Annotated in this window: 19 protein-coding genes; 13 read left to right on the forward strand and 6 right to left on the reverse strand. The window is 71.6% G+C overall.

Annotated features, from left to right (window positions below):
• The first annotated feature begins 55 nt into the window (after nt 1-55).
• The 6 genes from LDO11_RS01110 to LDO11_RS01135 all read left to right on the forward strand — a co-directional run bounded on the left by LDO11_RS01110 (nt 56) and on the right by LDO11_RS01135 (nt 9847).
• On the forward strand, nt 56-1846 hold the full coding sequence (locus LDO11_RS01110) for a sensor domain-containing diguanylate cyclase (RefSeq protein WP_232139881.1): 1791 nt from the start codon (nt 56-58) through the stop codon (nt 1844-1846).
• 176 nt (nt 1847-2022) lie between these two features.
• Nucleotides 2023-2775, forward strand: a complete 753-nt coding sequence (locus tag LDO11_RS01115; RefSeq protein WP_232139883.1) for a hypothetical protein — start codon at nt 2023-2025, stop codon at nt 2773-2775.
• Between the two features lie 208 nt (nt 2776-2983).
• Complete coding sequence (gene bglX / locus LDO11_RS01120) at nt 2984-5140, forward strand: beta-glucosidase BglX (protein WP_232140313.1); 2157 nt, start codon at nt 2984-2986, stop codon at nt 5138-5140.
• Nucleotides 5141-5461: 321 nt separating this feature from the next.
• Nucleotides 5462-7861: a DEAD/DEAH box helicase gene (locus LDO11_RS01125; protein WP_232140314.1), complete on the forward strand. Its 2400-nt coding sequence runs from the start codon at nt 5462-5464 to the stop codon at nt 7859-7861.
• A gap of 140 nt (nt 7862-8001) precedes the next feature.
• The gene (locus tag LDO11_RS01130; protein ID WP_232139885.1) at nt 8002-8856 is read left to right on the forward strand and encodes a ribonuclease H-like domain-containing protein; all 855 of its coding nucleotides are present in this window, start codon (nt 8002-8004) and stop codon (nt 8854-8856) included.
• Between the two features lie 241 nt (nt 8857-9097).
• Entirely contained in the window at nt 9098-9847 is a 750-nt protein-coding gene (locus LDO11_RS01135; RefSeq protein WP_232139887.1) for an EAL domain-containing protein, read from the forward strand.
• Between the two features lie 23 nt (nt 9848-9870).
• On the opposite strand, the gene LDO11_RS01140 is transcribed toward LDO11_RS01135, so the two are convergent.
• Nucleotides 9871-10245: a sensory rhodopsin transducer gene (locus LDO11_RS01140; RefSeq protein ID WP_232139889.1), complete on the reverse strand. Its 375-nt coding sequence runs from the start codon at nt 10243-10245 to the stop codon at nt 9871-9873.
• Between the two features lie 129 nt (nt 10246-10374).
• Here LDO11_RS01140 and LDO11_RS01145 point away from each other — a divergent pair, with 129 nt between their 5' ends.
• From LDO11_RS01145 to hemC, 6 genes are all read left to right on the forward strand, one after another.
• Nucleotides 10375-11895, forward strand: a complete 1521-nt coding sequence (locus LDO11_RS01145) for an OpgD/OpgG family glucan biosynthesis protein (protein WP_232139890.1) — start codon at nt 10375-10377, stop codon at nt 11893-11895.
• A 43-nt stretch (nt 11896-11938) separates the two neighbouring features.
• Nucleotides 11939-13849, forward strand: coding sequence for a glucans biosynthesis glucosyltransferase MdoH (gene mdoH, locus LDO11_RS01150; protein WP_129134899.1), 1911 nt, complete (start codon nt 11939-11941; stop codon nt 13847-13849).
• 79 nt (nt 13850-13928) lie between these two features.
• Nucleotides 13929-14594 carry an alpha/beta hydrolase gene (locus LDO11_RS01155; RefSeq protein WP_232139891.1) on the forward strand — a complete coding sequence of 222 codons (666 nt, stop codon included), beginning with the start codon at nt 13929-13931 and terminating at the stop codon, nt 14592-14594.
• 29 nt (nt 14595-14623) lie between these two features.
• Nucleotides 14624-15673, forward strand: coding sequence for a sensor histidine kinase (locus LDO11_RS01160; protein ID WP_232139892.1), 1050 nt, complete (start codon nt 14624-14626; stop codon nt 15671-15673).
• A 2-nt stretch (nt 15674-15675) separates the two neighbouring features.
• Nucleotides 15676-16404 (forward strand): LytR/AlgR family response regulator transcription factor, encoded by a 729-nt coding sequence (locus LDO11_RS01165; protein WP_232140315.1) that lies wholly within the window; start codon nt 15676-15678, stop codon nt 16402-16404.
• Nucleotides 16405-16517: 113 nt separating this feature from the next.
• Complete coding sequence (hemC, locus tag LDO11_RS01170; RefSeq protein ID WP_232139894.1) at nt 16518-17438, forward strand: hydroxymethylbilane synthase; 921 nt, start codon at nt 16518-16520, stop codon at nt 17436-17438.
• Here the strand turns inward: hemC and LDO11_RS01175 are convergent.
• The 4 genes from LDO11_RS01175 to LDO11_RS01190 all read right to left on the reverse strand — a co-directional run bounded on the left by LDO11_RS01175 (nt 17431) and on the right by LDO11_RS01190 (nt 21708).
• Nucleotides 17431-18195, reverse strand: a complete 765-nt coding sequence (locus LDO11_RS01175; protein WP_232139895.1) for a DUF481 domain-containing protein — start codon at nt 18193-18195, stop codon at nt 17431-17433. The genes hemC and LDO11_RS01175 overlap by 8 nt on opposite strands.
• Before the next feature lie 42 nt (nt 18196-18237).
• A complete protein-coding gene (locus LDO11_RS01180) occupies nt 18238-18924 on the reverse strand; it encodes a DUF481 domain-containing protein (protein ID WP_232139897.1) in 687 nt (228 codons plus the stop codon).
• Nucleotides 18925-18962: 38 nt separating this feature from the next.
• Nucleotides 18963-19763 carry a hypothetical protein gene (locus LDO11_RS01185; protein WP_232139898.1) on the reverse strand — a complete coding sequence of 267 codons (801 nt, stop codon included), beginning with the start codon at nt 19761-19763 and terminating at the stop codon, nt 18963-18965.
• Nucleotides 19764-19938: 175 nt separating this feature from the next.
• Nucleotides 19939-21708 carry an SLC13 family permease gene (locus tag LDO11_RS01190; protein ID WP_232139900.1) on the reverse strand — a complete coding sequence of 590 codons (1770 nt, stop codon included), beginning with the start codon at nt 21706-21708 and terminating at the stop codon, nt 19939-19941.
• Nucleotides 21709-21823: 115 nt separating this feature from the next.
• Between LDO11_RS01190 and LDO11_RS01195 the strand changes: the two genes are divergently transcribed.
• Nucleotides 21824-23245: an FAD/NAD(P)-binding protein gene (locus LDO11_RS01195; protein WP_232139901.1), complete on the forward strand. Its 1422-nt coding sequence runs from the start codon at nt 21824-21826 to the stop codon at nt 23243-23245.
• Here the strand turns inward: LDO11_RS01195 and LDO11_RS01200 are convergent.
• Nucleotides 23216-23821 (reverse strand): hypothetical protein, encoded by a 606-nt coding sequence (locus tag LDO11_RS01200; protein ID WP_232139902.1) that lies wholly within the window; start codon nt 23819-23821, stop codon nt 23216-23218. The two genes, LDO11_RS01195 and LDO11_RS01200, sit on opposite strands and share 30 nt — an antisense overlap.
• Between the last annotated feature and the right edge of the window lie 84 nt (nt 23822-23905).

The following is a 23905-nucleotide window of genomic DNA, read 5'->3' on the forward strand; positions in this document are numbered from 1 at the left end:
CAGCGGCCTCACGGCGGGCTGCGCTAGAGTCGTGGTCCACCATCACGCCCGCGCCATGCTGCAACGCCTGCAACTGCCACGTACCTATCGCGTCGATCGCGCCGTGCTGGCGGTGCTGATCGCGGCCACCGCGTGGTTGGCGCTGACATTCGCACGCGGGCCGGGTGAACTGGCCGCGGTGTGGGTGGGCAACGGCCTGCTCGCGGGCTGGCTGCTCACCCGGCGCACCCGCACCTGGCCCGGCTACCTGGCCGTGGCATATGCCGCCGAGTTGCCGGCGCGGCTGCTCGCCGGAGACCAGCTCGCGTATGCCACGCTCATCGCGCTGTGCAATTCGGGCGAGGCGCTGCTGGTGGCCGGCGTCATCCGCAGCCGGGTGCCCGACATCCGCGACCCCGGTGACTGGATGCGGCTGGGTGGCGTTTCCACCGCCGCCACGCTGGGGGCCTGCGCGGTCTCGGGGCTGGCCGCCGCGACGGTGGCCCAGGGCATGCACGGCCAGCCCTTCGCGGCCGCGTTCACAGGCTGGTATGCCGCGCACGTGCTGGGCATCGTGATCGTGGGCACCACCACGCTGGTCGCGCAACGACGCGGTCGCGGCATGTTCACCATGGGCGGCGGCTGGAGCCTCACGGCGACGATGGCGGTGCTGGTGGTGGTCGCCACCGTGGTCTTCCTGCTGCCGTATCCGGTGCTGTTCCTGGCCTATCCGGCGCTGCTGCTGGTGGCGGTGCGCCACGGCTTCGTCGGCGTGGCGCTGGGGGTGATCGCGCTGGGGCTGATCGGTGCGTACGCCACCCATCTGGGCTTCGGCGCGCTGTGGCTGCCCGGCCTCGACGACGACGGCCGCATCGCGCTGCTGCAGCTGTACCTGGCCGGTGGCTGCCTGATGACCATCCCGATGAGCCTGGCGATGACCGAGCGCCAGCGCCTGGCCCGCCAGCTTGCGGAAAGCGAGCGCCGTTACCGCATGCTCGCCGAGCATTCGCATGACCTCATCGCCCGCGTGCGCGCCGATGGCGAGCTGCTGTACGCGTCACCGGCGGCCGCCGAGATGTTCGGCTGGACACCGGAGGAAATGCTGGGCTCGCGCTGGGAGATCCTGCATCCCGAGGCCCGCACGCTGCAGCAGGAGGCGATGGCCGCGGTGCTGGCCAGCGGCGAGCCGCGCACCGACGTCTACCGGGTGCAGCATCGCGATGGCCGCTTCGTGTGGGTCGAGGGTGTCTGGCGTCCCATCCCCGCCGATGACGGCAGCGACCGTGTCGACGTCATGCTCAACGCACGCGACGTCAGCGCGCGGGTCGCGGCCGAACAGGCGCTCGAGGAGAGCCGGCGTGAACTGGAACGGCTGGCGCGCGTGGATGCACTCACCAATCTCGCCAACCGCCGCCAGTTCGATGAGCGCTTCGAGCAGGCGCTCGGCCGGCTGCAGCGGCACGGCACGCCGCTGGCGGTGCTGTGCATGGACATCGACCACTTCAAGCGCATCAACGATGGCCATGGCCATGCCGCAGGCGACGCGGTGTTGCAGCAGTTCGCGCAGCGCCTGTCCGCTGCGGTGCGGGCGACCGACCTGGTGGCGCGCCTCGGCGGCGACGAGTTCACCATCCTGGTGGAGAACGCCGCGCCCGGCACCGCCGAGACCATCGCCCGCAAGATCATCGAGACCAGCAACGCGCAGGCGCTCGATGCCGGCGGCACCGCACTGCTCATCACCACCAGCATCGGCATCGCCTATGCCACCGGTCCGGTGGACGCGGTCACCCTGATGGCGCAGGCCGACGCCGCGCTGTATGCGGCCAAGGATGCCGGCCGCAACGGCTACCGGGTGCACGCCGACTGAGCGCGTGAAGCGCCGGACTCCACCCGCAGCGCCCTGACCGCTGTTCGCACGCCGCGGGTTGGCCGACCGCTCAACGCACGGTTTGCGCCGCGACGCTGTCGCAACGATGCCGGTTCTTGGCGCGGCGCTCACCGCGGCGCGCCTACCGTTGCCACCCCGTCCCCCGACACCGCGCCATGCACGCAGCCATCCCACAGGTGTTTTCCGCGCCCGTCGGTACCGGGCTGGTGGCGCCTGCGCAGGAACAGCTGCGTACCCGGGCGGGGCCGCGCAGCGCCGATGCCGTGGTCGCGCATCCCACGTGGTGCGACGGGCTGCCGCAGCTCGATGCCGATCGCCTGTTCGCGTCGGCCACCCGCCTGGTGCTGGTCGCGCCCCGGCCGGGCGATGGCGTACAGGCGGCCGGTGGCCTGCTCGCCGCCGCGGCCCGGCGCGCACTGCCGGTGTGGGTCTGGGTGCTGACCGATGGCGAGGGCCACGCCAGCGCCGCGCGCTGGCGGCCACGGCTCGATAGCGCCCTCGATGCCCTCGACGTGCGCAGCGGTGGCATCGAACGCTTCCGCCTGCCGGTCGGCAGCCTCCACGCCGAACGGGACGTGCTCGGCGACCGCCTGCGTCGCCAGCTGCAGCCCGGCGACGTGGTGCTGGCACCGCAGCCCTCCGATGGCACGGGAGATGAGGCGGCCGTGGCACACGCGGTGGCTGCCGCCGCCACCTGCAGCGGATGCGTGCGCCTCGGGGTCCCACTGCACGACGGCTGGCCCGCGCCTTCGCTGCTGGCGTCGCGCCAGCTGCGGCGCTTTGAACTCGACCCCGACCTCGTCGCCCGCAAGCGCGCTGCATGGCACGCGTTCGGCGGCACCCCGGCCGCGGCATTGGCCGCGCCCGCCCCACCACGCACCGACATCGAGATCGTCGCCCTCGGCTGACGCCGTAGCCGGCGAGATGCCCGGACACGCCAGGTGCATTGGGGCTGGCGTCCTCGACCCGGAAGCAGGCGCTGCTGCCATCGCATCGTCCACTTCGCAACCCGTGGCGGCCCCACTCCGCCGCGGGCCTCCAGCCATGGCACCATACGCGCCTGTAACCGTTTTCAACGGAGTGGAAGTGGAGCGCTCGGACCGTATCGACGCCCTGATGGCGCGGATGACGATGGAGGAGAAGGTCGGCCAGCTCGGCTGCTTCGCCGACATGCACCGGCCGTTCGCGGCCGACGTCAATCCGGAAGTCGCCGCGCAGAGTGCGTCCGAGGTGCTGGCGGAGGTGCGCGCCGGGCGCGTGGGCACGCTGTTCAACGGCGTCGGCGCGGCGCTGGGCCGCGAGGCGCAGCGCATCGCGGTGGAGGAGTCGCGGCTGGGCATCCCGCTGCTGTTCGCCGCCGACGTGATCCACGGCATGCGCACGGTGTTTCCGATCCCGCTGGGCGAGGGGGCGAGTTTCGAGCCGGAGCTGGCGCGGCGTACCGCGCGCGCGGCCGCCATCGAGGCCACCGCCGCCGGCCTGCACTGGACCTTCGCGCCGGCGGTCGACATCGCCCGCGACCAGCGCTGGGGCCGCGGGGCCGAAGGCTCCGGCGAGGACGTGCTGCTGGGCTGCGTGTTCGGCGCGGCGCGCGTGCGCGGCTTCCAGGGCGATGACCTGCGTGCGGAGGATGCGCTGCTGGCGACCCCCAAGCACTTCGCCGCCTACGGTGGCGCGGCGGCCGGGCTGGACTACAGCCAGGTCGACATCTCCGCGCAGACCCTGCGCGACGTGCACCTGCCGCCGTTCCGCGCCTGCATCGAGGCCGGCGCACTCACGCTGATGAGCGCCTTCAATGACATCAACGGCATCCCGGCCAGCGCCAACCGCTGGCTCCTGACCGACCTGCTGCGCACCGAGTGGGGCTTCGACGGGCTGGTGATCGGCGACTACACGGCCGACATGGAACTCATCGCCCACGGCTATGCCGAGGACGAGCGCGACGCCACCCGGCTGGCGTTCACCGCCGGCCTCGACATCAGCATGCAGAGCGGTTTCTACCGCGACCATCTGCCGGCGCTGGTGGCCGCTGGCGTGGTGGACCGGGCGCAGCTCGATGCGTCCGTGCGGCGGGTGCTGGAGCTCAAGGACCGGCTGGGCCTGTTCGACAACCCGTACCGCTCGCTCGATCCGCAGCGCGAGGCCGACACCTCGCACCGCGAGGCCCACGAGGCACTGGCGCGTGATGCCGCGCGCCGCTCGATCGTGCTGCTGAAGAATGACGGCGACGTGCTGCCGCTGCGCAGGGCGGGGCAGCGGATCGCGCTGATCGGCCCGATGGCGGAGGACCGCGACAACCTCGAAGGCTGCTGGGTGCTGTTCGGCGAGCGCGAGCGCTACGTGGACCTGGTGACGGGCCTGCGTGCCGCGCTCGAGGACGCCGATGCGCTCACCGTGTGCGCCGGCAGCGGGCTGGAAGAGGCGCTCCCCGGCGGCATCGACGCCGCCGTCGCGGCCGCGCGCGCCGCCGACGTGGTGGTGCTGGCACTCGGCGAGCCGCAGCGTTACAGCGGCGAGGCGCAGTCGCGGGTGTCGATCACCCTGCCACCGGCACAGCAGGCGCTGGCCGATGCGGTGGTGGCCAGCGGCACGCCGGTGGTGGTGCTGCTGCGCCACGGCCGCGCATTGGCGCTGGAAGGCGGGGTGCGCGATGCCGCCGCGATCGCCGCCTGCTGGTTCCTCGGCAGCCAGACCGGCCCTGCCACCGCCGACGTGCTGTTCGGCGGCTACAACCCGTCGGCGCGGCTGCCGCTGAGCTTTCCGCAGCATTCCGGGCAGCAGCCGTATTTCTATGCGCATCCGCGCTCGGGGCGGCCGGAACTGCCGGGCGTCACCGAGTTCAAGAACCGCTGGCGCGAGTGCACCAACGCCGCGCTGTATCCGTTCGGCCACGGGCTGTCGTACACCACGTTCGACTACGGCGCACCGCGGTTGTCGACGTCTCGGCTGACGTGGGACGGCACGCTCACCGCAACGGTGGCGGTGACCAATACCGGCAGCGTCGCGGGCGAGGAAGTGGTGCAGCTGTACGTGCACGACCGCGTCGCCAGCCGGGTGCGCCCGGTGCGCGAGCTGAAAGATTTCCGCAAGGTCGCGATCGGCCCGGGCGAGACGGTGGAGGTCGGCTTCGAACTCGACCGTAGGCAGCTGGCCTTCACCGGCCCGGAGATGCAGTCCGAAGCCGAGCCGGGCGCGTTCGACCTGTGGCTGGCGCCCTCGTCGGTTGCCGGCGAGGCGGTGCAGTTCGAGCTGCTGGGGCCGGGGGTGGAGTAAAGAGCCACCCGTCTCCCGCCCGCGGGAGACAGATCACGGGACTGTCGATCTGGACGGCGAAGCGCCCGGAGGGCGAGCGACATGGATGTCGCGAGTCCAGGTGCCCGAAGGGCGGATGAGGGTGCTTCAGCGCTCTGTCATCCGCGCTCGTTGCCCTCACCCCTGCGCCTCTCCCGCAGGCGGGAGAGGGGTCCCAAGCCCGACTACGTGACGCTTTCTCGCCAGTCGCACCAGGCGAGACGGCCATCGCGTACAACGACCGCCCGCCGACGTAACCGACGTGCCCGCTTGAACGCCATCCTCCGCGCTTCCGACCACCCGATCGCCACGCCTGCCGGCACCCGGGCCCTCGCCGCGCCCGGCGGCGGCGAACTCGCCGCACGCCTGACCCGCCGCTACGGCGACCGCATCACCGGCCACTTCGTGGTGCCGGGGCAGGAGGGCAGCTTCGCGCCGTTTCCCGACGACCTGCCACCGGCACTGGCGGCGGCGCTGCGTACGCGCGGGGTCAACCAGCTCTATGCCCACCAGGCGCGTGCCTGGCAGGCGGCGCGCGACGGCAAGCATCTGGTCGTGGCGACGCCGACCGCCTCCGGCAAGTCGCTGTGCTACACGCTGCCGGTGGTGGCCGCGGCGCTGGCCGAAGGGAAGAAGGCGCTGTACCTGTTCCCGACCAAGGCACTGGCGCAGGACCAGGTCGCGGAGCTGCTGGAATTGAACCGCGCCGGCGAACTCGGCCTGCGCGCGGCGACCTTCGATGGCGACACCCCCGGCGATGCACGCCAGGCGATCCGCTTGAACGGCGACATCGTGGTCAGCAACCCCGACATGCTCCACCAGGGCATCCTGCCGCACCACACCAAGTGGGCGCAGTTCTTCGAGAACCTCAGGTACGTGGTGATCGACGAGGTGCACACCTATCGCGGCGTTTTCGGCTCGCACGTGGCCAACGTGATCCGCAGGCTCAAGCGCGTGTGCGCGTTCTACGGCGTGCGTCCGCAGTTCATCCTGTGCTCGGCGACGATCGGCAATGCGGCCGACCACGGCCGTGCGCTGATCGAGGACGAGGTGACCGCGATCCTCGAATCCGGCGCGCCCAGGGGCGACAAGCACGTGCTGCTGTGGAACCCGCCGGTGGTGAACCCGGACCTCGGGCTCAGGGCCTCGGCACGCTCGCAGTCCAACCGCATCGCGCGGCTGGCCATCAAGGCGGGGCTGAAGACGCTGGTGTTCTGCCAGACCCGGCTGATGGTGGAGGTGCTGACGAAGTACCTGAAGGAGGTCTTCGACCACGACCCGCGCAAGCCGCGCCGCATCCGCGCCTACCGCGGTGGGTATCTGCCCACCGAGCGCCGCGAGGTGGAACGCGCAATGCGTGCCGGCGATATCGACGGCATCGTCAGTACCTCGGCGCTGGAACTCGGCGTCGATATCGGCAGCCTCGACGTGGTGGTGCTCAATGGCTACCCGGGCAGCGTCTCGGCCACCTGGCAGCGTTTCGGCCGCGCCGGCCGTCGCCAGCAGCCCTCGCTGGGCGTGCTGGTGGCCAGCTCGCAGCCGATGGACCAGTACATCGTGCGCCACCCGGAATTCTTCGCCGGTGCCAACCCCGAGCAGGCGCGCATCGAGCCCGACCAGCCGCTGATCCTGATGGACCACATCCGCTGCGCCGCGTTCGAGTTGCCGTTCGTTGATGGCGACTATTTCGGCCCGGTGGAGCCGGCGCCGTGGCTCGAGGTGCTGGCCGAGTCCGGCGTGCTGCACCACGAGGCCGCGCGCTGGGAATGGATCGCCGACAGCTATCCCGCGCAGGCGGTCAACCTGCGCTCGGTGGCCGACGGCAACTTCGTCGTCGTCGACCGCACCGATGGCCGCCAGACCATCATTGCCGAGGTCGACTATTCCGCCGCCGCGCTCACCCTCTACGAGGGTGCGATCCACATGATCCAGTCCGAACCGTTCCAGGTGGAGCGCCTGGACTGGGAAGGCCGCAAGGCCTATGTGCGCCGCACCCATGTCGACTACTACACCGACGCCATCGACTACACCAAGCTCAAGGTGCTCGACGAGGCCGAGAGCGCGCCGTCCGGTGCGGGGCTCGCGCGGCATGGCGAGGTGCACGTGGTGCGTCGGGTATCCGGTTACAAGAAGATCCGCTTCCACACCCACGAGAACATCGGCTACGGCCCGGTGAACCTGCCCGACCAGGAACTGCACACCACCGCGGCGTGGTGGCAGCTGCCGCAGGCGGTACTGGATGCCGCGTTCGACAGCCGCCAGCACGCGCTGGATGGTTTCCTCGGTGCCGCGCACGCGCTGCATCTGGTCGCGCAGCTGCTGGTGATGGCCGAGGCCCAGGACCTGCAGAAGGCGGTGGGCAGCGGCGACGGTGCCTGGTTCGCCAGCGCCGACGGTGCCGGCCGCGGGCAATGGCGCAATGCCGACGGCCAGCCCGGGTCGCCGGACGACGTGCGCGGCTTCACCCCGACGCTGTACCTCTACGACAACTATCCCGGCGGCGTCGGCCTGTCGCTGCCGCTGTTCGAGCGCCGCGCGGAACTGCACGCGCGCGCGGTGGAACTGGTGCGCGACTGCGGCTGCCGCGGCGGCTGCCCGGCCTGCGTCGGCCCGGTGCTGGAAGCGCAGGAAGGCGAGGGCGCCGATTCGCCAAAACGTACCGCGCAACGCGTGCTCGCCCTGCTGGGTGCGGCCGACGCATGAGCGCGCTGGCACGCAAGCTGGCCGGACTGCGCCGGCAGGCGGGCTCGACGTCCGTGGACCCCCGCCTTCGCGGGGACGACGTGCCTGCGGGCATGCGTGGCGCAGCTGATGGGCACGTAGGCAGGCGTGGCGGAGATGACGTGGAGGGTCGGGCTGCCGGTGGCTTCGCACCGGCCGGGCTGGAGCGCATTGCAGCAGCGGAGCAGGTTGCAGCGGCACCAATCGCCTCGTCCACGCATCGCGCGGCGCCTGCCACCGCACCCGCACGCCGCGCCGATCCGGCGGCGCAGCTGCGCCGCCTCCTCAACCTGCGCCCGCAGGCGCCATTGCGGGCGGCGCCGGCCGCCGATCGCCGGCTCGAGGGCGAGGAGATCGCACCCGGCCTGTACTACACCGAGGCCTGGACGCCGTGGCCGCGGCAGGATGCGCTGCTGCTGCATGGCATCGGCCAGGGCGAAGTCGAGCGCGAACGCGTGCTTGCTTTCGACACCGAAACCACCGGGCTGGCCGGTGGGACCGGCACCCGCGCCTTCATGATCGGCGCCGCCGACTGGCATGCCGGTGGCCTGCGCCTGCGCCAGCTGCTGATCGCCACCCTGGCCGCCGAGACCGCGATGCTGCGCACCTTTGCCGGCTGGCTGGGCGAGGACACGGTGCTGCTGTCCTACAACGGCAAGAGCTACGACCGCCCGCTGCTGACGACGCGCTACCGCCTCGCGCGGCTGACCGATCCGCTGCCGGCGTGCGGGCATATCGACCTGCTGCATCCGATGCGCCGTCGCTACCGCACGGTGTGGCCGAACTGCCGGCTTGCGACCGCCGAGCGCGAACTGCTGGGCGTGGTGCGCGAGGACGACCTGCCGGGCTCGCAGGCACCCGCCGCGTGGCTGCAGTACCTGCGTGGCGGCAGCGCGGCAACCTTGCGGCGCGTCGGCGACCACAATGCGCAGGACCTCAGGAGCCTGTGTGGGCTGCTGGAACGGCTGGCCGACTGAGCGCCGGTCGGCATTGCGCTGCTTCGTCCGCCGGCACCCGCGCCGGCGTCGGCTCTCGCGGGCGACCTCCGGATGCGCAGCGGTGCCCGTCCGCATCGGCACCGCCAGCGTCCGGCGCCGCACCCGGCGCTCGCCGTCCAATGGAAAGCTCCTGCATCGGTGTCATGCGTTGCCAATGCGGCCTACATTGCCGGTGGCGGCGGCCGATAACCCCTGTCTTCCCGTCATTTCCGGAGCCGACATGTCCAGCCAGTCCGCCTGCGAGGCCTGTGGCGACGGCCGTGATCTGCCGGTCGCCATCGCGATGGCGTTCCAGCCGATCGTGGACCTCGGCCGCGGCGAGGTGTTTGCATACGAAGCGCTGGTACGCGGTGCGAGCGGCGCCTCCGCGGGCGCGGTGATCGCCGCGATTCCGGATGACCGCCTGTACGCCTTCGACCAGGCCTGCCGGGTGACCGCGATCGAGACCGCGGCCGCACTGGGCATGCGGCAGACCGTGTCGATCAACTTCCTGCCCAATGCGGTGTACCAGCCGGAGAACTGCATCCGCCGCACGCTTGCCGCCGCGCGCCGTGCCGACTGGCCGCTGCAGCGGATCCTGTTCGAGGTCGCCGAACGCGAGCACGTGTCGCGCCCCGAGCACCTGCTCGGGATCCTCGATGCCTACCGTTCGATGGGCTTCCGCACCGCGATCGACGACTTCGGCGCCGGTTACGCCGGCCTCAACCTGCTGGCCGCGTTCCAGCCGGACCTCGTCAAGCTCGACATGGCGCTCGTGCGTGGCATCGACGCCGACCGCGCGCGCCGCACCATCGTCGACCATGTCGTGCGGATGTGCGTGGAACTGGGCGTGGCGGTGGTCGGCGAAGGAGTCGAGACCCGCGACGAACCGGCGGCGTTGCGCGACCTCGGCATCGACCTGCAGCAGGGCTATTTCTACGCGCGGCCGCAACCGGGCGCGCTGCCGGAGCCGTTGCTTCGACTCGAATGAGCTGATGCGGGCCGGCTCCGGTTCTAGTCGCAGGGGAACGCCATCGTCGTCATCAGCGCATTCTCGGCCTGGCGCGAGTCAAGACGTGTGTGCTGCACCACGATAGGCACGTCGGACTCGAAGATGCTCGCGTACGGCGTGTCACGCGGCACCGGTTCCGGGTCCTCGAGGTTGTTGAAGCGCAGGTGCAGCGTGCGGTGCGGCGGCACCTCCACGCGGTAGGGCCCGGCGGGGTCGCGATCCTCGAAGTACAGGGTCAGTTGCACCTGCGCCGTCTGGTCGCCGGCATTGAGGATGCAGCAGGCCTCGTGGCTTTCCAGTTCCGGGGCAGGGCCGGTGCTCTGGCCGGGGATATAGCCTTCGGCGATGGCCCATCGCCTGCGTCCGATCGTGTCCATGCCGGCCTGTGTAGCAGTGGCGATGCATGGACGGCGTCATGGCGGTGCGCGGCATCGGCCGGGTGTTATCGAAATGTAATGCCGCATGCGTGCATCATGCGCGGCTTCCCGGTTCCGGATCCGACCCACGTGCAGCGACGCGACTTCCTGCTGGCGACCGCGATGGCCGCCGTGCTCGCCGGCCGCGGTGGCCATGCATTCGCCGCCACCGCCGGCGCCCGGCCGTTCGATGACGACACCGTGCCTGCACTGGCCCGCGCAGCCGCGGCGGCGGCGTACCAGCCGCCCCCGCAGACGCTGCCGGCCTCGCTCGGGGCACTCGGCTACGACGGCTACCGCGACCTGCGCTACCGCGGCGACCGCGCGTTGTGGGCCGGTCGCGGAGTGCCGTATACCGCGCAGTTTTTCCATCGCGGCTTCCTGTTCCCGCAGCGCGTGGACATGTACGAGGTGGCGGATGGGCAGGCCGAGCCGATCGCGTTCTCGCCGGACCTGTTCGACTACGGCCGCCAGGCGCCGGTGGATGCCGACGAGGATTTCGGGTTCGCCGGCTTCCGCCTGCACGTGGCCGGCGGCGGCCGTGCGGATGGCGACGAGTTGTGCGCCTTCCTCGGCGCGAGCTATTTCCGCGCGGTGGCGCAGGGGCTGGCCTACGGGCTGTCGGCGCGTGGCCTCGCTTTGGGCACCGGCGATCCGGGTCCGGAGGAATTTCCGGTGTTCCGTGCGTTCTGGCTGGAGCGCCCGCAGGCCGGCAGCCCGTCGACCGTGGTGCACGCGCTGCTCGACAGTCCCAGCGTTGCCGGTGCCTACCGCTTTGCGATCACCGCGGACGGCCCGCGCACGCGCATCGAGGTCGACGCGCGGCTGTATCCGCGGGTGGAGCTGCGCGCGGTCGGCATCGCCCCGCTGACGAGCATGTTCGCGTTCGATGCCAGCGACCGCGTGGGCGTCGACGATTACCGCCCCGCCGTGCACGATTCCGACGGCCTTGCGCTGTGGACCGGCAGCGGCGAACAGGTCTGGCGCGCGCTGGCCAATCCGTCGACGCTGCAGGTCAGCGGCCTGCAGGACCGCGACCCGCGCGGCTTCGGGCTGATGCAGCGCAAGCGCGATTTCGAAGACTTCCTCGACGCCGAGGCCGACTACGAGCGTCGCCCCAGCCTGTGGGTGGAGCCGCGCGATGGCTGGGGCGAGGGCGAGGTGCACCTGGTCGAGATCCCCACCGCCGACGAGTTCCACGACAACATCGTGGCCGCGTGGCGGCCGGCGCAGCCTCTGGCCGCAGGCCGCGAATCGCGCTGGCGCTACGTGCTGCACTGGGAAGCGATGCACAGCTGGGACCCGGCGCTGGCACTGGTGAGCGCGACACGCGCGGGTGCGGCGTTCGAGGAAGGCGTGCGCCTGTTCGTGCTCGACTGGCAGGGTGGCGCCCTCGATGCGCTGGATGCCGCCACCGCGCCGGAACTGGAGCTGTCGGCCAGTGCCGGCGAGGTGCGCAACGTGGTGGTACAGCGCAATCCGGAGGACGGGCGCTGGCGCAGCAGTTTCGAACTGGTGCCCGGTACGGCGACCACCGTCGAACTGCGCGCACGCCTGCATGCCGGCGGCCGCGCGCTCGGCGAGACCTGGCTCTACCGGTGGACGGCGTGATGCGTCCACCTGCCGTGCCGTACGCGTGCGTGGCGCATCGCGCATGACGACCGACAACGCCCCCGGCCTCACCGCCACCGCGCCGCCGCTGCCGCCGGATGCACCGCTGCCGATGCCGGTGCAGTCGCTGCGCACCGGTTCCCGTCCGGTCAGCCGCCTGCCGACCACGCCGCGCGGCATGGCCAGCCGGCGTGCGGCGGTGATCGGTGGTGCGGCGCTGCTCACGCTGGTGGCCGCCTACCAGATCTGGTGGCTGCTGCGCGGCGGCGGCATCAGCGTGGCGGAAGGCCTGCTGATCGCGATCTTCATCGCGCTGTTCGCCTGGATCGTGCAGTCGTTCGTCGGCACCTTCGCCGGTTTCCTGGTGATGCTGCAGCGGCGCCCGGCGCGCCTGGGCCTCGATCCGCGCGCGCCGCTGCCGGCACCGCGCGAGCGCACCGCGCTGCTGATGCCGACCTACAACGAGGATCCGGTGCGGCTGATGTCCGGGCTGCAGGCGACCTGCGAATCGCTGATCGACACCGGCCATGCCGGCATGTTCGATGTGTTCGTGCTCAGCGACACCCGCAGGCCCGAGCTGCAGCAGGCCGAGCTGATCGAGTTCGAGGCGCTGCGTGCGCGCCTGGGCGAGCGCATCCGCCTGTACTACCGCCTGCGCGAGGACAACCGCGAGCGCAAGGCCGGCAACATCGCCGACTGGGTGCGCCGCTGGGGCGCGGCGTGGCCGAAGTTCCTGATCCTCGATGCCGACAGCCTGATGACCGGCGAGACCCTGGTGCGGCTGGCCGACGCGGTGGAGCGCCACGACGACGTCGCACTGGTGCAGACGCTGCCGGTGATCGTCAACGGGCGCACGCTGTTCGCGCGCATGCAGCAGTTCTCCGGCCGCGTGTACGGGCCGGTGATCGCCTATGGCGTGGCCTGGTGGCACGGCGCGGAGAGCAACTACTGGGGCCACAACGCGATGATCCGCACGCGCGCGTTCGCCGAGAACTGCGGCCTGCCGGAACTCGACGGCCCGACCCCGTTCTCCGGCCACGTGCTCAGCCACGATTTCGTGGAGGCGGCGATGATGCGCCGCGGTGGCTGGGCGCTGCACATGGTGCCGGGGCTCGGTGGCAGCTACGAGGAAGGCCCGCCCTCGCTCACCGACATGCTGGTGCGCGACCGCCGCTGGTGCCAGGGCAACCTGCAGCATGGCGGGGTGCTGCCGGCGAAGGGCCTGCACTGGGTCAGCCGCTGGCACATGCTGATCGGCATCGGCCATTACCTGACCGCACCGCTGTGGGCGATGCTGATGCTGGTCGGGCTTGCGCTGCCGCTGCTGGCGCTGGCACCGGGCGAGCAGTACTCGGCCGGGCGCTACTGGATGGAACAGGACCCGGACCGCTTCCTGTGGGTGTTCGCGCTGACGATGTCGATGCTGCTGGCGCCCAAGCTGTTCGGCTACCTCGCCACCATGCTCGACCGCGACATGCGCCGTGGCTGCGGCGGTGCCGCACGCGCCGCGGTGGGCGTGCTGCTGGAGACCGTGCTCGCCGCGCTGATGGCGCCGGTGACGATGTACGTGCAGTGCCGCGGCGTGGCCGAGGTGCTGGCCGGCAAGGACTCGGGCTGGGATTCGCAGCAGCGCGATGACGGCAGCCAGCCGCTGTCGGCACTGCTGCGCAGCTATGGCGGCGCCAGCGTGGTGGGTCTGGTCGCACTGGTGATGGCGCTGGGGGTCTCACCCGGGCTTGCGGCGTGGATGTCACCGGTGATCGCCGGCCTGTTGTTCTCGATTCCGATCGTGATGCTGACCTCGTCGCGCGCGGCGGGGCAGTGGCTGCAGCGCCGCCGCATCTTCGCCACCCCCGAGGAGCTGTCGCCGCCGACGGTGCTGGTGCGCGCCAGCGAACTGCGTGCCGAACCGCACCCGTCGGATGCCAGCCGGCGCAGGCGCGTCCGCGGGTAGGGCGTTTACCGCCCGTGCCGCCCGTGCCGCGCGGCAGCCGAATGATTACCCTTGCCGCAGGCCTCGAACCGGAACCGACATGCCCCTCGAAGTACTCGAACGCGAAACCGCCGCCGATCCGCAATGGTCGGTCATCTGGCTGCACGGCCTGGGCGCCGACGGCCACGACTTCGTGCCGATCGTCCCGGAGCTGGTGCGCCGCGACTGGCCGGCGCTGCGTTTCCTGTTCCCGCATGCCCCGGTGCGCCCGGTCACCATCAACAACCGCGTGCCGATGCGCGCCTGGTACGACATCGTCGAGATGGACCTCGCCAACCGCGCCGACGAGGCCGGCGTACTGGCGTCGGTGGCGGAGATCGACACGCTGATCGCACGCGAGAACGCGCGCGGGGTGGCGTCGTCGCGCATCGTACTGGCGGGCTTCTCGCAGGGCGGTGCGGTCGCACTGGCGGCCGGGCTGCGCCGTCGCGAACCCCTGGCGGGGCTGGTCGGGCTGTCGACCTACCTGCCGGCACCGAACGGCGCCCAGGCCGCGCTCGTGGACGGCGCCACGCGCCAGCCGGTGTTCATGGCGCACGGCACCCAGGACCCGGTGGTGCCGCTGCAGGGCGGCCTGCAGAGCGCACAGCTGCTGCGCGGGCTGGGCTTCGACGTCGACTGGCGCACCTACCCGATGCCGCATTCGGTGAGCATGGAAGAGATCGTCGACCTCGGCGACTGGCTGACCGCGCGCTTCACCGGCTGACCGGCGGCCCACGCAGGCAGCATGGAGGCATGACCGACCCCGTACGCGACCCCTGGCTGCCGGACCTGTGCCGGCTGCGCCGGCTGGGCGCACTGCTGGGCCTGGCCCAGCTGGTGGTCGTGGTGGTGGCGCTGGTGCCCGATGGCAGCCGCAGCTGGAGCCTGCCGCAGTTCCTCACCATCAGCGGCTACGCGCTGTGGCTGGCGCTGGCGGTGGGCGTGCTGCTGTGCGTGTCGCGACGTGCGCTGTCGAGGCTGCCGCCACGCAGCGGGGCACTGGCTGCGGTGGCACTGGCCGCGGGGGTGGCGTGGCTGGCGGCAGCGGTCGTGCACGGGCTGTATGCCAGCGTGGGGGCCACCGGCGAGTGGCCGGGGTTCTGGCGCTTCACCATCGGCTCGGCGGCGGTCACCTCGCTGATCGCGGCGCTGGCGCTGCGCTACTTCTACGTCATCGATGGCTGGCAGGCGCAGGTGCAGGCCAATGCGCGTGCCGAGGCCGATGCGCTGCAGGCACGCATCCGCCCGCATTTCCTGTTCAACAGCATGAACATGATCGCGACCCTGCTGCGGCGCGATCCGCTGGTCGCCGAGCGTGCCGTGCTCGACCTCTCCGACCTGTTCCGCGCCGCGCTGGTGGCGGGCGAGGGGCAGGCGACCCTGGCGGAGGAAGTCGAGCTGTCCGAGCGTTACCTGGCCATCGAGCAGCTGCGCCTGGGCGAGCGCCTGCAGGTGGCCTGGACACGCACCGAGCCGCTGCCGTGGACGCTGCCGATGCCGCGGCTGGTGCTGCAGCCGCTGCTGGAAAACGCCGTGCTGCATGGGATCTCGCGGCTGCCCGCGGGCGGCACCGTCGCCATCGTGCTGCGCGTGGATGGCGACCGCCTGCACATCAGCGTGCGCAATCCGTCGCTGCCGCCGCAGCAGCAGCTCACCCGCGGCGCCGGCCATGCCCAGCGCAGCATCGGCCACCGGCTGGCCTGGGCCTTCGGCAAACGCGCGCGGATGACCTCCGGCTGGGCGGAGGGCTACTATGTCTGCACGCTGGATCTGCCGCTGGGGAGCGAAGGAGCGCGGTCGTGATCATGAAGGTCGTCATTGCCGATGACGAACCGCTGGCACGCGAGCGCCTGCGCGCACTGCTCGCGCAGGAAGCGGCCGTCGAGGTGGTTGCCGAGGTCGGCGACGGGCAGGCCGCTCTCGAGGCCTGCACCGCCCATGACGCCGACCTGGTGCTGCTCGACATCGCGATGCCCGGGATCGACGGGCTCGAGGTCGCCCGCCACCTGGCCGCGTTCGATCCACGCCCGGCGGTGGTGTTCTGCACCGCCTACGACGCACATGCACTGTCGGCGTTCGATGCCGCCGCGGTCGACTACCTGGTCAAGCCGGTGCGCCCGGAACGCCTGCACGTGGCGCTCGAGCGCGCACGCACCTTCACCCTGGGCCGCGGGCAGTCGGACGGCGAGGGCGGCGCGCGCGCCCGGACCCACCTGTGCGCACGCCTGCGCGGCAGCCTGCGGCTGATCCCGGTCGAGGACATCCGCTACCTGCAGGCGGAGGAGAAGTACGTGGTGGTGCACCACGCGCGTGGCGAGGACCTGATCGAGGAATCGCTGAAGTCGCTGGAACAGGAGTTCGGCGAGCGCTTCATGCGCATCCATCGCAACTGCCTGGTGTCGCGGCACGAACTGGTGGAACTGCGGCGCAGCCACGATGGCCAGGTGCATGCGGTGCTGCGCCACGTGCCGCAGCCGCTGGAGGTCAGCCGCCGCTGCGTCTCGCAGGTCAGGGACGCGATCCGCACGCTCTGAGCCGCTGTGTCCGTGGCGCAGCGTGGGCGGCAGACCATCGCGTGGGGGCTGCGTGTGGGGCTGTTCACGCGGGGTCGGCAGTCGGGGTCGCATGGCCTGCGATAATGCGCGGCATGAACAACACCCTGCGTATCGCCACCCGCAAGAGCCCGCTCGCGCTGTGGCAGAGCGAACACGTCGCCCAACGCCTGCAGGCGCTGCATCCCGGACTCGAGGTGGTGCTGGTGCCGCTGTCCACCCGCGGCGACGAGATACTCGACCGCTCGCTGGCGGCGATCGGCGGCAAGGGCCTGTTCCTCAAGGAACTGGAACTCGCGATGCAGCGCGGTGACGCCGACTGCGCGGTGCATTCGCTGAAAGACGTGCCGATGGAGCTCGAACCCGGCTTCGCGCTGCCGGCGGTGCTGGCGCGCGCCGACCATGCCGATGCCTTCATCAGCAACCGCTACGACGGCATCGCCGACCTGCCACAGGGGGCCTGCGTGGGCACCTCGTCGCTGCGCCGCCAGGCGCAACTGCGTGCGCGGCGCCCCGACCTTGTGCTGCGCGACCTGCGCGGCAACGTCAACACCCGGCTGGGCCGGCTGGATGCCGGCGAGTACGACGCGATCGTGCTGGCCTGTGCCGGGCTGCAGCGGCTCGGGCTGGAGTCGCGCATCCGCTCGCGGCTGGATGCGCCGGACTGGCTGCCGGCGCCGGCGCAGGGTGCGATCGCGGTGGAAAGCCTGATCGGCGACACCCGCATCAATGCGCTGCTGGCACCGCTGGAAGACGCGCCGACGCGGATCTGCATCGAGGCCGAGCGGGCGATGAACCGCGCGCTGCACGGCAGCTGCCATGTGCCCGTCGCGGGTCTGGCCACGTTGCGCGGCGATCGCGTGCACCTGCGCGGCATGGTGGGCGATGCCGCCGATGGCCGCTGCGTGCGTGCCGAAGCCGAAGGCGACGTGGCCGATCCGCAGGCGGTGGGGGTCGCGGTCGCGCGCGCGCTGCTTGATGGCGGCGCTGGGGAGTTCCTGCCGGCGGCTACCTGAAGGTGTAGACCAGGTTGACCGTGGTCAGGCGGTCGGTGCGGCTGATGTCGGCATCGCTGGCCTCGGTGTTGTGGCGCGCCTGGAAGCCGGCCTTGAGCGCCAGCGAGGCGTTCATCGCCACCGACACGCCGAAGTCGTTCTGCGCGTAGGTGTTGTCGTCGCCCGCTTCGACCAGCAGCGTGTTGACCAGCGTGGTGGTATCGGTCAGGCGGGTGCTGAAGTCGAACAGCCCGCGCAGCAGCGGTCCGTTCTCCACACCGCCCGAGCGGGTGTCCGCACGCCGGTAGCCCGGGCCGATCTCGGTCAGCAGCGTGGTGGTGTCGTTGCGGATGAAGTGGTGGCCGTAGCCCAGCGACGCGGTGCCCTGGTAGTCGTAGGACGAGAAGTCGTCGTTCTCGTAGCGCACCGCGCCCACCAGGTAGCGCCGCGGGTCGAACTTGATCGAGGTGGACGCGCCCATGTCGAAACGATTGGCGGTGATCTGCGCGCGCGTCTCCGGCTCGCCGCCCTCCTCGTAGACGGCGGTCACCTCGCTGCGCGTGCGCAGCCCCGACGCGCGCACCTGGTGCTTGCGATGCGCGGTCTCGCGCTGGAACACGAAGCGCGTGTTGAGGCTTTCGGAGCGGGTGTTGCCGCGCGCCATCGCCATGCCGAGTTCGCCGGTGCCGGTCCAGCCGCGATCCTCGGTCACGGCCTCGACGGTGTGGTCGGGCGGGGGCGTGGCGACGGCGAGCAGCATGGAAAGCAGGTACGACATGGCGGTGGAAACTCCGGGAGGAAACGATGCGGGGCGGGGATCTCAGAATGCATAGCGCAGGCGCAGCGAGCCGGTCTTCTCGGTGCGTCCCTCGCCACCGTTGGCGGCGGTGTCGTGCCACATCTCCAGGCTGGAGTGCAGCATCCAGTCGTCCGCCAGGCGCAGGTCGAGGCCGACGCTCTGGCGGACGTAGGTGTTCTCGCGGCCGGCCTCGAACAGCACGCGCTGGTTCCACAGCGCCCGGTTGCCGAAGCGCTGCTGCAGGCTGAAGCCACCGCGCGCGACCAGCCCGGGTACCGCGGTGCCGTAGTCGGTATAGGGCTCGATGCGGTAGCCGGTGCCCAGTTCCACGCGCAGGCTGGTGTCCTGCTCGCGCACAGCGTCCAGCCGGTAGGTGGTGTCGACGCGCCAGTTGCGCGCATAGGCGATCACCCGGTCGCGCGCTACGGCAGGCGCGTACAGGCCGATCAGGCGGCGGTTGCGCAGACGCTGGGCGGCCGCCTGCTGGCGGCGCACGCTGATCCGGGTGCCGGGCGCTGGCGGGGGCGGCAGCACACGGGGACGCGTGCCCTGCCATTCGGCGTCGGAACACACCAGCTGCAGGCACAGCGAACGCACGGAGACCTGGCCACCGACCAGCGCGATCGGCGCCGGCTGCAGCGGCGCTTCGGGAAGTGGCTGGGTGAATACAGGTAGCCCGACCACGGCGAGCCACCAGCCGGGGAACATCGGCAGTCCTCAGTGGAAGCGTTTACATGCCGACAGTATCACCCGGCGCCGTATTCAGTTGCAAACCGCGCCGGCGGTGCGTGTTCGAGGATCCCGGCGAGTACCAGGGCGGCCGTCGCAACCAGCAGCCACACCATCGCGGGCGCCACAGTGGCCAGCACCCAGCACGCCAGCGGCGCCGCAAGCAGGGCGGCGTGGATGAGCCGCGCGCGTCGCGCTTCCCGCATCGGCGTGGCGCTGCGGTCGTGCTCACGCCAGCGCACCAGCGCGGAGGCCGCCAGTAGCAGCCCCAGCAGGGCGAGCGTGAGCAGCATTCCGGCGTTGCCGCGACCGGACGGCAGCTGACAGGCCATCAGGCAGAACAGCAGCGCCAGGCCGAGTGTCAGCGCGAGCAGCATCCGCGCGGGGATCCGCAGCGGGTCCGCGCCATCCTCGCGCGTGGCGAGTGCAGCGCCGGCGATCGCCAGCAGCGCGGCCGCCGCAAGCGCAAGCCCGAGCAGGCCCAGTACCAGCGCCCGATTGGGGCCGGCGGGGACCCAGCGCAGCACCACGAACAGCGCCGCGGCGATCGCCAGCGCGGTCACCGCGGCAAGGTCGGCCCGGCGCGTCCACGCCGGCGCGGAAAGCGCGGCGTTGTCGCGTGCATGCATGCGCCGGCCGACCAGCGCGATGACGACCAGCGCGCCGCCCAGCAGCAGCGCACTGGCCTGCAGCGGATAGAGCGCGGGCATCAGGTCGGCACGGGCATGCAGCAGCACCACCGAAATGCCCAGCCAGGCGAGCAGGCCGGTGCCGGCGGCAGCCAGCGGGGGAAACAGCAGTGCCACTGATGGGCGCATCGAAGCTCTCCGGGCGTGGGCACGCGTGGTCGGCCGGCATGGCGCCGTATCGGATCCGCATCGTCGGGTGGGCCGCGTCCCCGTGTCGCCCCTGCCGCGCGGCCCGGCGACGATACCCGTCCGCGCCCGCTTTCCCCAATGCTGGCGGTCACAGTTGCCGCGCGGTGCCGCGGCGTCAGGGGTGGAACGGGAAGAAGCGCGGGATCAACAGGATCGCGGCGATCCAGAAGATCACGTTGAGCGGCATGCCCACGCGGACGAAATCGCTGAAGCGGTAGCCGCCGGCGGTGTAGACCATGGTGTTGGTCTGGTAGCTGATCGGGGTGGCGAAACTGGTGGAGGCGGCGAACGCCACTGCGATCAGCAATGGCTTCGGGTCGATGCCCATCGATGCCGCGGTGGCCAGCGCGATCGGCACCACCAGCACCGCCGACGCGTTGTTGCTCATGAACTCGGTGAGGAGCGCGGTCATCAGGTAGATCGCCGCCAGCGTCGCCAGTGGCCCGTAGGGCCCGAGCACGCCGAGGATGGCGTCGGCGGCCATGGCCGCGCCGCCGGTCTTCTGCAGCGCGATGCCAAGCGGAATGATGCCGGCCAGCAGCAGGATCACCCGCCAGTCGATGGCGGCATATGCCTCGTCCGGATCGAGCAGGCGGAACACCACCAGCGCCAGGCAGCCCAGCAGGGCCGAGGCGACGATCGGCAGCCAGCCCAGCGCGGCAATGCCGATCGCCACCGCCATGATCGCCGCCGATGCCACCGCGCGCGGGACGTCCACCTTGGGCTGCTCGCGCTCGTCGAGCACGATCAGGCCGCGGTCCACGCGCAGTGCCTCCACCGCATTGGCAGGCGCGTCGATCAGCAGCACGTCGCCGACCGCGAGCTGCACCCGGTCGAGTGGCTGGCGGATCGTCAGCCGGCGCCGGTGGATGCCGTGCACGCGGGCGCGATAGGTATGGCCGAAGCGCATGCCGGCGAGGGTGTGGCCGACGAGATGGGACCCGGGCGAGACCATCGCCTCCATCAGCATGCGGCCATCGCGGGCGCCGTCGTCGATGTCGCGGGTATTGCGGTCGAAGGCCAGTTTCATCGCCTTGCGCGCGGCCTGGATGTGCTTCCACTCGCCGCGCAGCAGCAGCCGGTCGCCCGCTTCGATGGCGGCCTGCGGGTCGGCCACGGGCGTCCCGCGGCGCAGCACCTCCACCAGGTCGACGCTGTCGAACCCCTCGGGCACGGCGAGGTTGGCGCGCTTGCCCACCACCGTCGCCTCCTCGGGTACCACCAGTTCGGCCACGTAGCGTCCGATGTGGTGGCTTTCATCGCTGTCGGGGGTGCCGCGGTCGGGCAGCAGCCACCAGCCCACCGTCAGCAGGTACACCGCGGCGATCGCCACGAAGATGATCCCCAGCGGCGCGAACTCGAAGATGGTGAAGCCCACGCCCGCGCTCTCCCGGGCCATCGAATCGACCAGCAGGTTGGTCGAGGTGCCGATCAGCGTGCACACGCCGGCGGTCTGCGCCATGTACGACAGCGGGATCAGGAACTTCGACGGCGCCCAGCGGTTGGCGGTGGTGGCGGCGATGATCAGCGGCAGGAACACCGCAACCGTCGCGGTGTTGTTGATGAACGCCGCGACCGAGACCGTGAGCCCCATCATCACCAGCAGGAACACCCAGCGGTAGCGGATGCGCGAGATCAGCTCGCCCACCGCCACCAGCGCGCCATTGCGCTGCAGCGCGCCGCTCAGCACGAACATCGCCGCCACCATCACCGTGGCCTGGTTGCTGAAGCCCGACAACGCCTCGGGCAGGGTGAGCACGCCGGCCACCAGCAACGCGGTCATCACCAGCAGCGCGACCACGTCGACGCGCAGTTTCTCGGTGATGAACAGCCAGATGGCGGCGGCCATCACGGCGAGGGTGATCCAGAGTTCCAGGCTGGGCATTGCGTCCGCGGATGGCCGAAGGAGTGCGAAGCATGCCCGATGCCGCGTGCAGGCCGCCGCCGCGGGCGTGGCGGATGGGATACTGCGCGGCCCGCAGCACCGCGCAGGTCACGCCTTGTCCAGTTCTTCCGTACGCCAGGTCGACGTCGCCATCCTCGGCGGTGGTGCCAGTGGTGCGCTGGTGGCCGCGCACCTGCTCGACCGCGTGGACGCAGCACCGTCGGTGGCGCTGGTGGAACCGCGCACGGCGCTGGCACGCGGCGCGGCGTACTCCACCGGCCGCGACGAACACCTGCTCAACGTGCGCGCGGCGGGGATGAGCGCGCTCAACGCCGACCCGGGCCATTTCGTCGCCTGGCTGCAGCGCCAGCCGGCGCACGCCGGCGTGGAACCGGCGGCGCTGGCACCGCGCTTCATGCCGCGCCGCGAGTACGGCGCCTACCTCGCCGCGTTGCTGGAGGCCGCGCCGGCGGCCGATCGCCTGCAGCGCGTGGCCGCGATGGCCGACGGGATCACGCCGGCCGCTGCCGGCTACCGCATCAGCCTGGCCGACGGAGGGCGCCTCGATGCGCGATCGGTGGTGCTGGCGATCGGCAACCTCGCCGCGCCGCTGCCGCTGGCCGGTGCCGACGCGCTGGACCCGGAGCAGGTGGTCGAGGCCTGGGATTACGGGGCGGTCGCGGCGATCGATGGCGATGCCGACGTCTGCATCGTCGGTGCCGGCCTGAGCATGGTCGATGCCGTGGTCACCCTGCATGCCAACGGCCACCGCGGTCGGATCGTGGCGCTGTCGCGCAATGGCCTGCTGCCCCTGGCGCACACGGTGGCGGCGCCGGCGGCCGGCGACTGGGCGGCACTGCTGCCGCTCGGCGTACGTGCGCGGTTGCGTTCCCTGCGCGCCTGGGCGGCGCACGAAGCGGAAGCGGGCCGCCCGTGGCAGGGCGTGCTGGATGCGCTGCGTCCGCACGTGCAGGCGTTGTGGACCGCGTGGCCGGAGGTTGAGCAGCGGCGCTTTCTGCGCCACGCGGTGCGGCAGTGGGACATCCACCGCCATCGCATTGCCCCCGAGGTCGCGGCGGTGCTCGGGATGCTGGCCGCCGATGGCCGCTTCGTGCTGCATGCCGGCCGCGCCCGCGCGCTGGAGCCCGGCGCGCGTCCGCGGATCCGCTATCGGCGCCGGGGAGACGGTGCCGAAGCGGTGATCGATGCCGATGTGGTGGTCAACGCCACCGGCATGGAGAAGCGCGTCACCCGCGCGCGCAGCCCGCTGCTGCAGGACCTGCTGGCGCAGGGGCTGGTGCGGCCGGGGCCGCACGGGATCGGGCTCGACACCGCCGCCGATGGCGCGCTGCACGATCGCGATGGCCGCCCGCTGCCGGGCCTGTGGACGCTGGGCGCGCTGCGTGCCGGCAGCCTGTGGGAAAGCATCGCCATGCCGGAGCTGCGCGGCCAGGCCTTGCAGGTCGCCGAGGCGGTGCGCGCGCGGCTGGCAACTCCCGTGCCTGAGTCACAGGCACAGCTTGCGCAGGCGCCGTAATTCCTCGTCGAGCAGCTCGGAACGGCCGCCACTGCCGAGCGCGCCGATGTTCTGGCGCACCCGCGGGCAGGGGTCGGTGGTGTAGCCCGGACCACCCATCAGCTGGCCGATGGCATTGGCCACGTCGGCCACGGTGACCGGGTCGCGCATCGCAAAGGGCCCGTCGGTGGCGACGTCGCGGTGGCGCAGCGGATCGGGCAGGAACTCCGCCTGCAGCGGCTGTTGCCGGGACCAGGCCTGCGCCTCGCGCATGAGGTCATGGCCGCGCCCGGGTGCCGGTGTGTCGCCGGCTTCTGCAGGCGCCGCGTCGGGCGTGTCCCTCGACGTGGTGGGGGCAATGCCGCTGCGGTTGCGCGCCTGCACGTGAACCGGAGGTGGCGACCTGCTGGTTTCGGGTGCGCCGTCGGTGGTCGGCGCTGCGACGGGCTCGATCCACGTCACCTGCAAGGCCGGCGTCGACACGGTGCGCGTTGTCACCCGTTGCGCCAGCAGCCACTGCATCACCACGACATGCAGCGCCGCCGTGATCAGCGCCGCCGCCACCCCGGTGCCACGCGTTCCCTGCGTTACGGCCATTCCCGATCCATGTGCATGTCCTCAGTGCGCGGCGAGGCTAGCCGGTGCCCGGTTAAACCTTCGTTGCACGGCGTCGACCCCGGC

It is taken from the genome of Alterluteimonas muca, from assembly GCF_021191595.1.
GTDB lineage: Bacteria > Pseudomonadota > Gammaproteobacteria > Xanthomonadales > Xanthomonadaceae > Luteimonas > Luteimonas muca.

Bases quoted from the DNA above. Each gene is read 5' to 3' on its own strand.
- LDO11_RS01110 (WP_232139881.1), top strand. From the start codon at position 56: ATGCTGCAACGCCTGCAACTGCCACGTACCTATCGCGTCGATCGCGCC.
- LDO11_RS01115 (WP_232139883.1), top strand. From the start codon at position 2,023: ATGCACGCAGCCATCCCACAGGTGTTTTCCGCGCCCGTCGGTACCGGG.
- bglX (WP_232140313.1), top strand. From the start codon at position 2,984: ATGGCGCGGATGACGATGGAGGAGAAGGTCGGCCAGCTCGGCTGCTTC.
- LDO11_RS01135 (WP_232139887.1), top strand. From the start codon at position 9,098: ATGTCCAGCCAGTCCGCCTGCGAGGCCTGTGGCGACGGCCGTGATCTG.
- LDO11_RS01140 (WP_232139889.1), bottom strand. From the start codon at position 10,245: ATGGACACGATCGGACGCAGGCGATGGGCCATCGCCGAAGGCTATATC.
- mdoH (WP_129134899.1), top strand. From the start codon at position 11,939: ATGACGACCGACAACGCCCCCGGCCTCACCGCCACCGCGCCGCCGCTG.
- LDO11_RS01155 (WP_232139891.1), top strand. From the start codon at position 13,929: ATGCCCCTCGAAGTACTCGAACGCGAAACCGCCGCCGATCCGCAATGG.
- LDO11_RS01160 (WP_232139892.1), top strand. From the start codon at position 14,624: ATGACCGACCCCGTACGCGACCCCTGGCTGCCGGACCTGTGCCGGCTG.
- LDO11_RS01165 (WP_232140315.1), top strand. From the start codon at position 15,676: ATGAAGGTCGTCATTGCCGATGACGAACCGCTGGCACGCGAGCGCCTG.
- hemC (WP_232139894.1), top strand. From the start codon at position 16,518: ATGAACAACACCCTGCGTATCGCCACCCGCAAGAGCCCGCTCGCGCTG.
- LDO11_RS01175 (WP_232139895.1), bottom strand. From the start codon at position 18,195: ATGTCGTACCTGCTTTCCATGCTGCTCGCCGTCGCCACGCCCCCGCCC.
- LDO11_RS01180 (WP_232139897.1), bottom strand. From the start codon at position 18,924: ATGTTCCCCGGCTGGTGGCTCGCCGTGGTCGGGCTACCTGTATTCACC.
- LDO11_RS01185 (WP_232139898.1), bottom strand. From the start codon at position 19,763: ATGCGCCCATCAGTGGCACTGCTGTTTCCCCCGCTGGCTGCCGCCGGC.
- LDO11_RS01190 (WP_232139900.1), bottom strand. From the start codon at position 21,708: ATGCCCAGCCTGGAACTCTGGATCACCCTCGCCGTGATGGCCGCCGCC.
- LDO11_RS01200 (WP_232139902.1), bottom strand. From the start codon at position 23,821: ATGGCCGTAACGCAGGGAACGCGTGGCACCGGGGTGGCGGCGGCGCTG.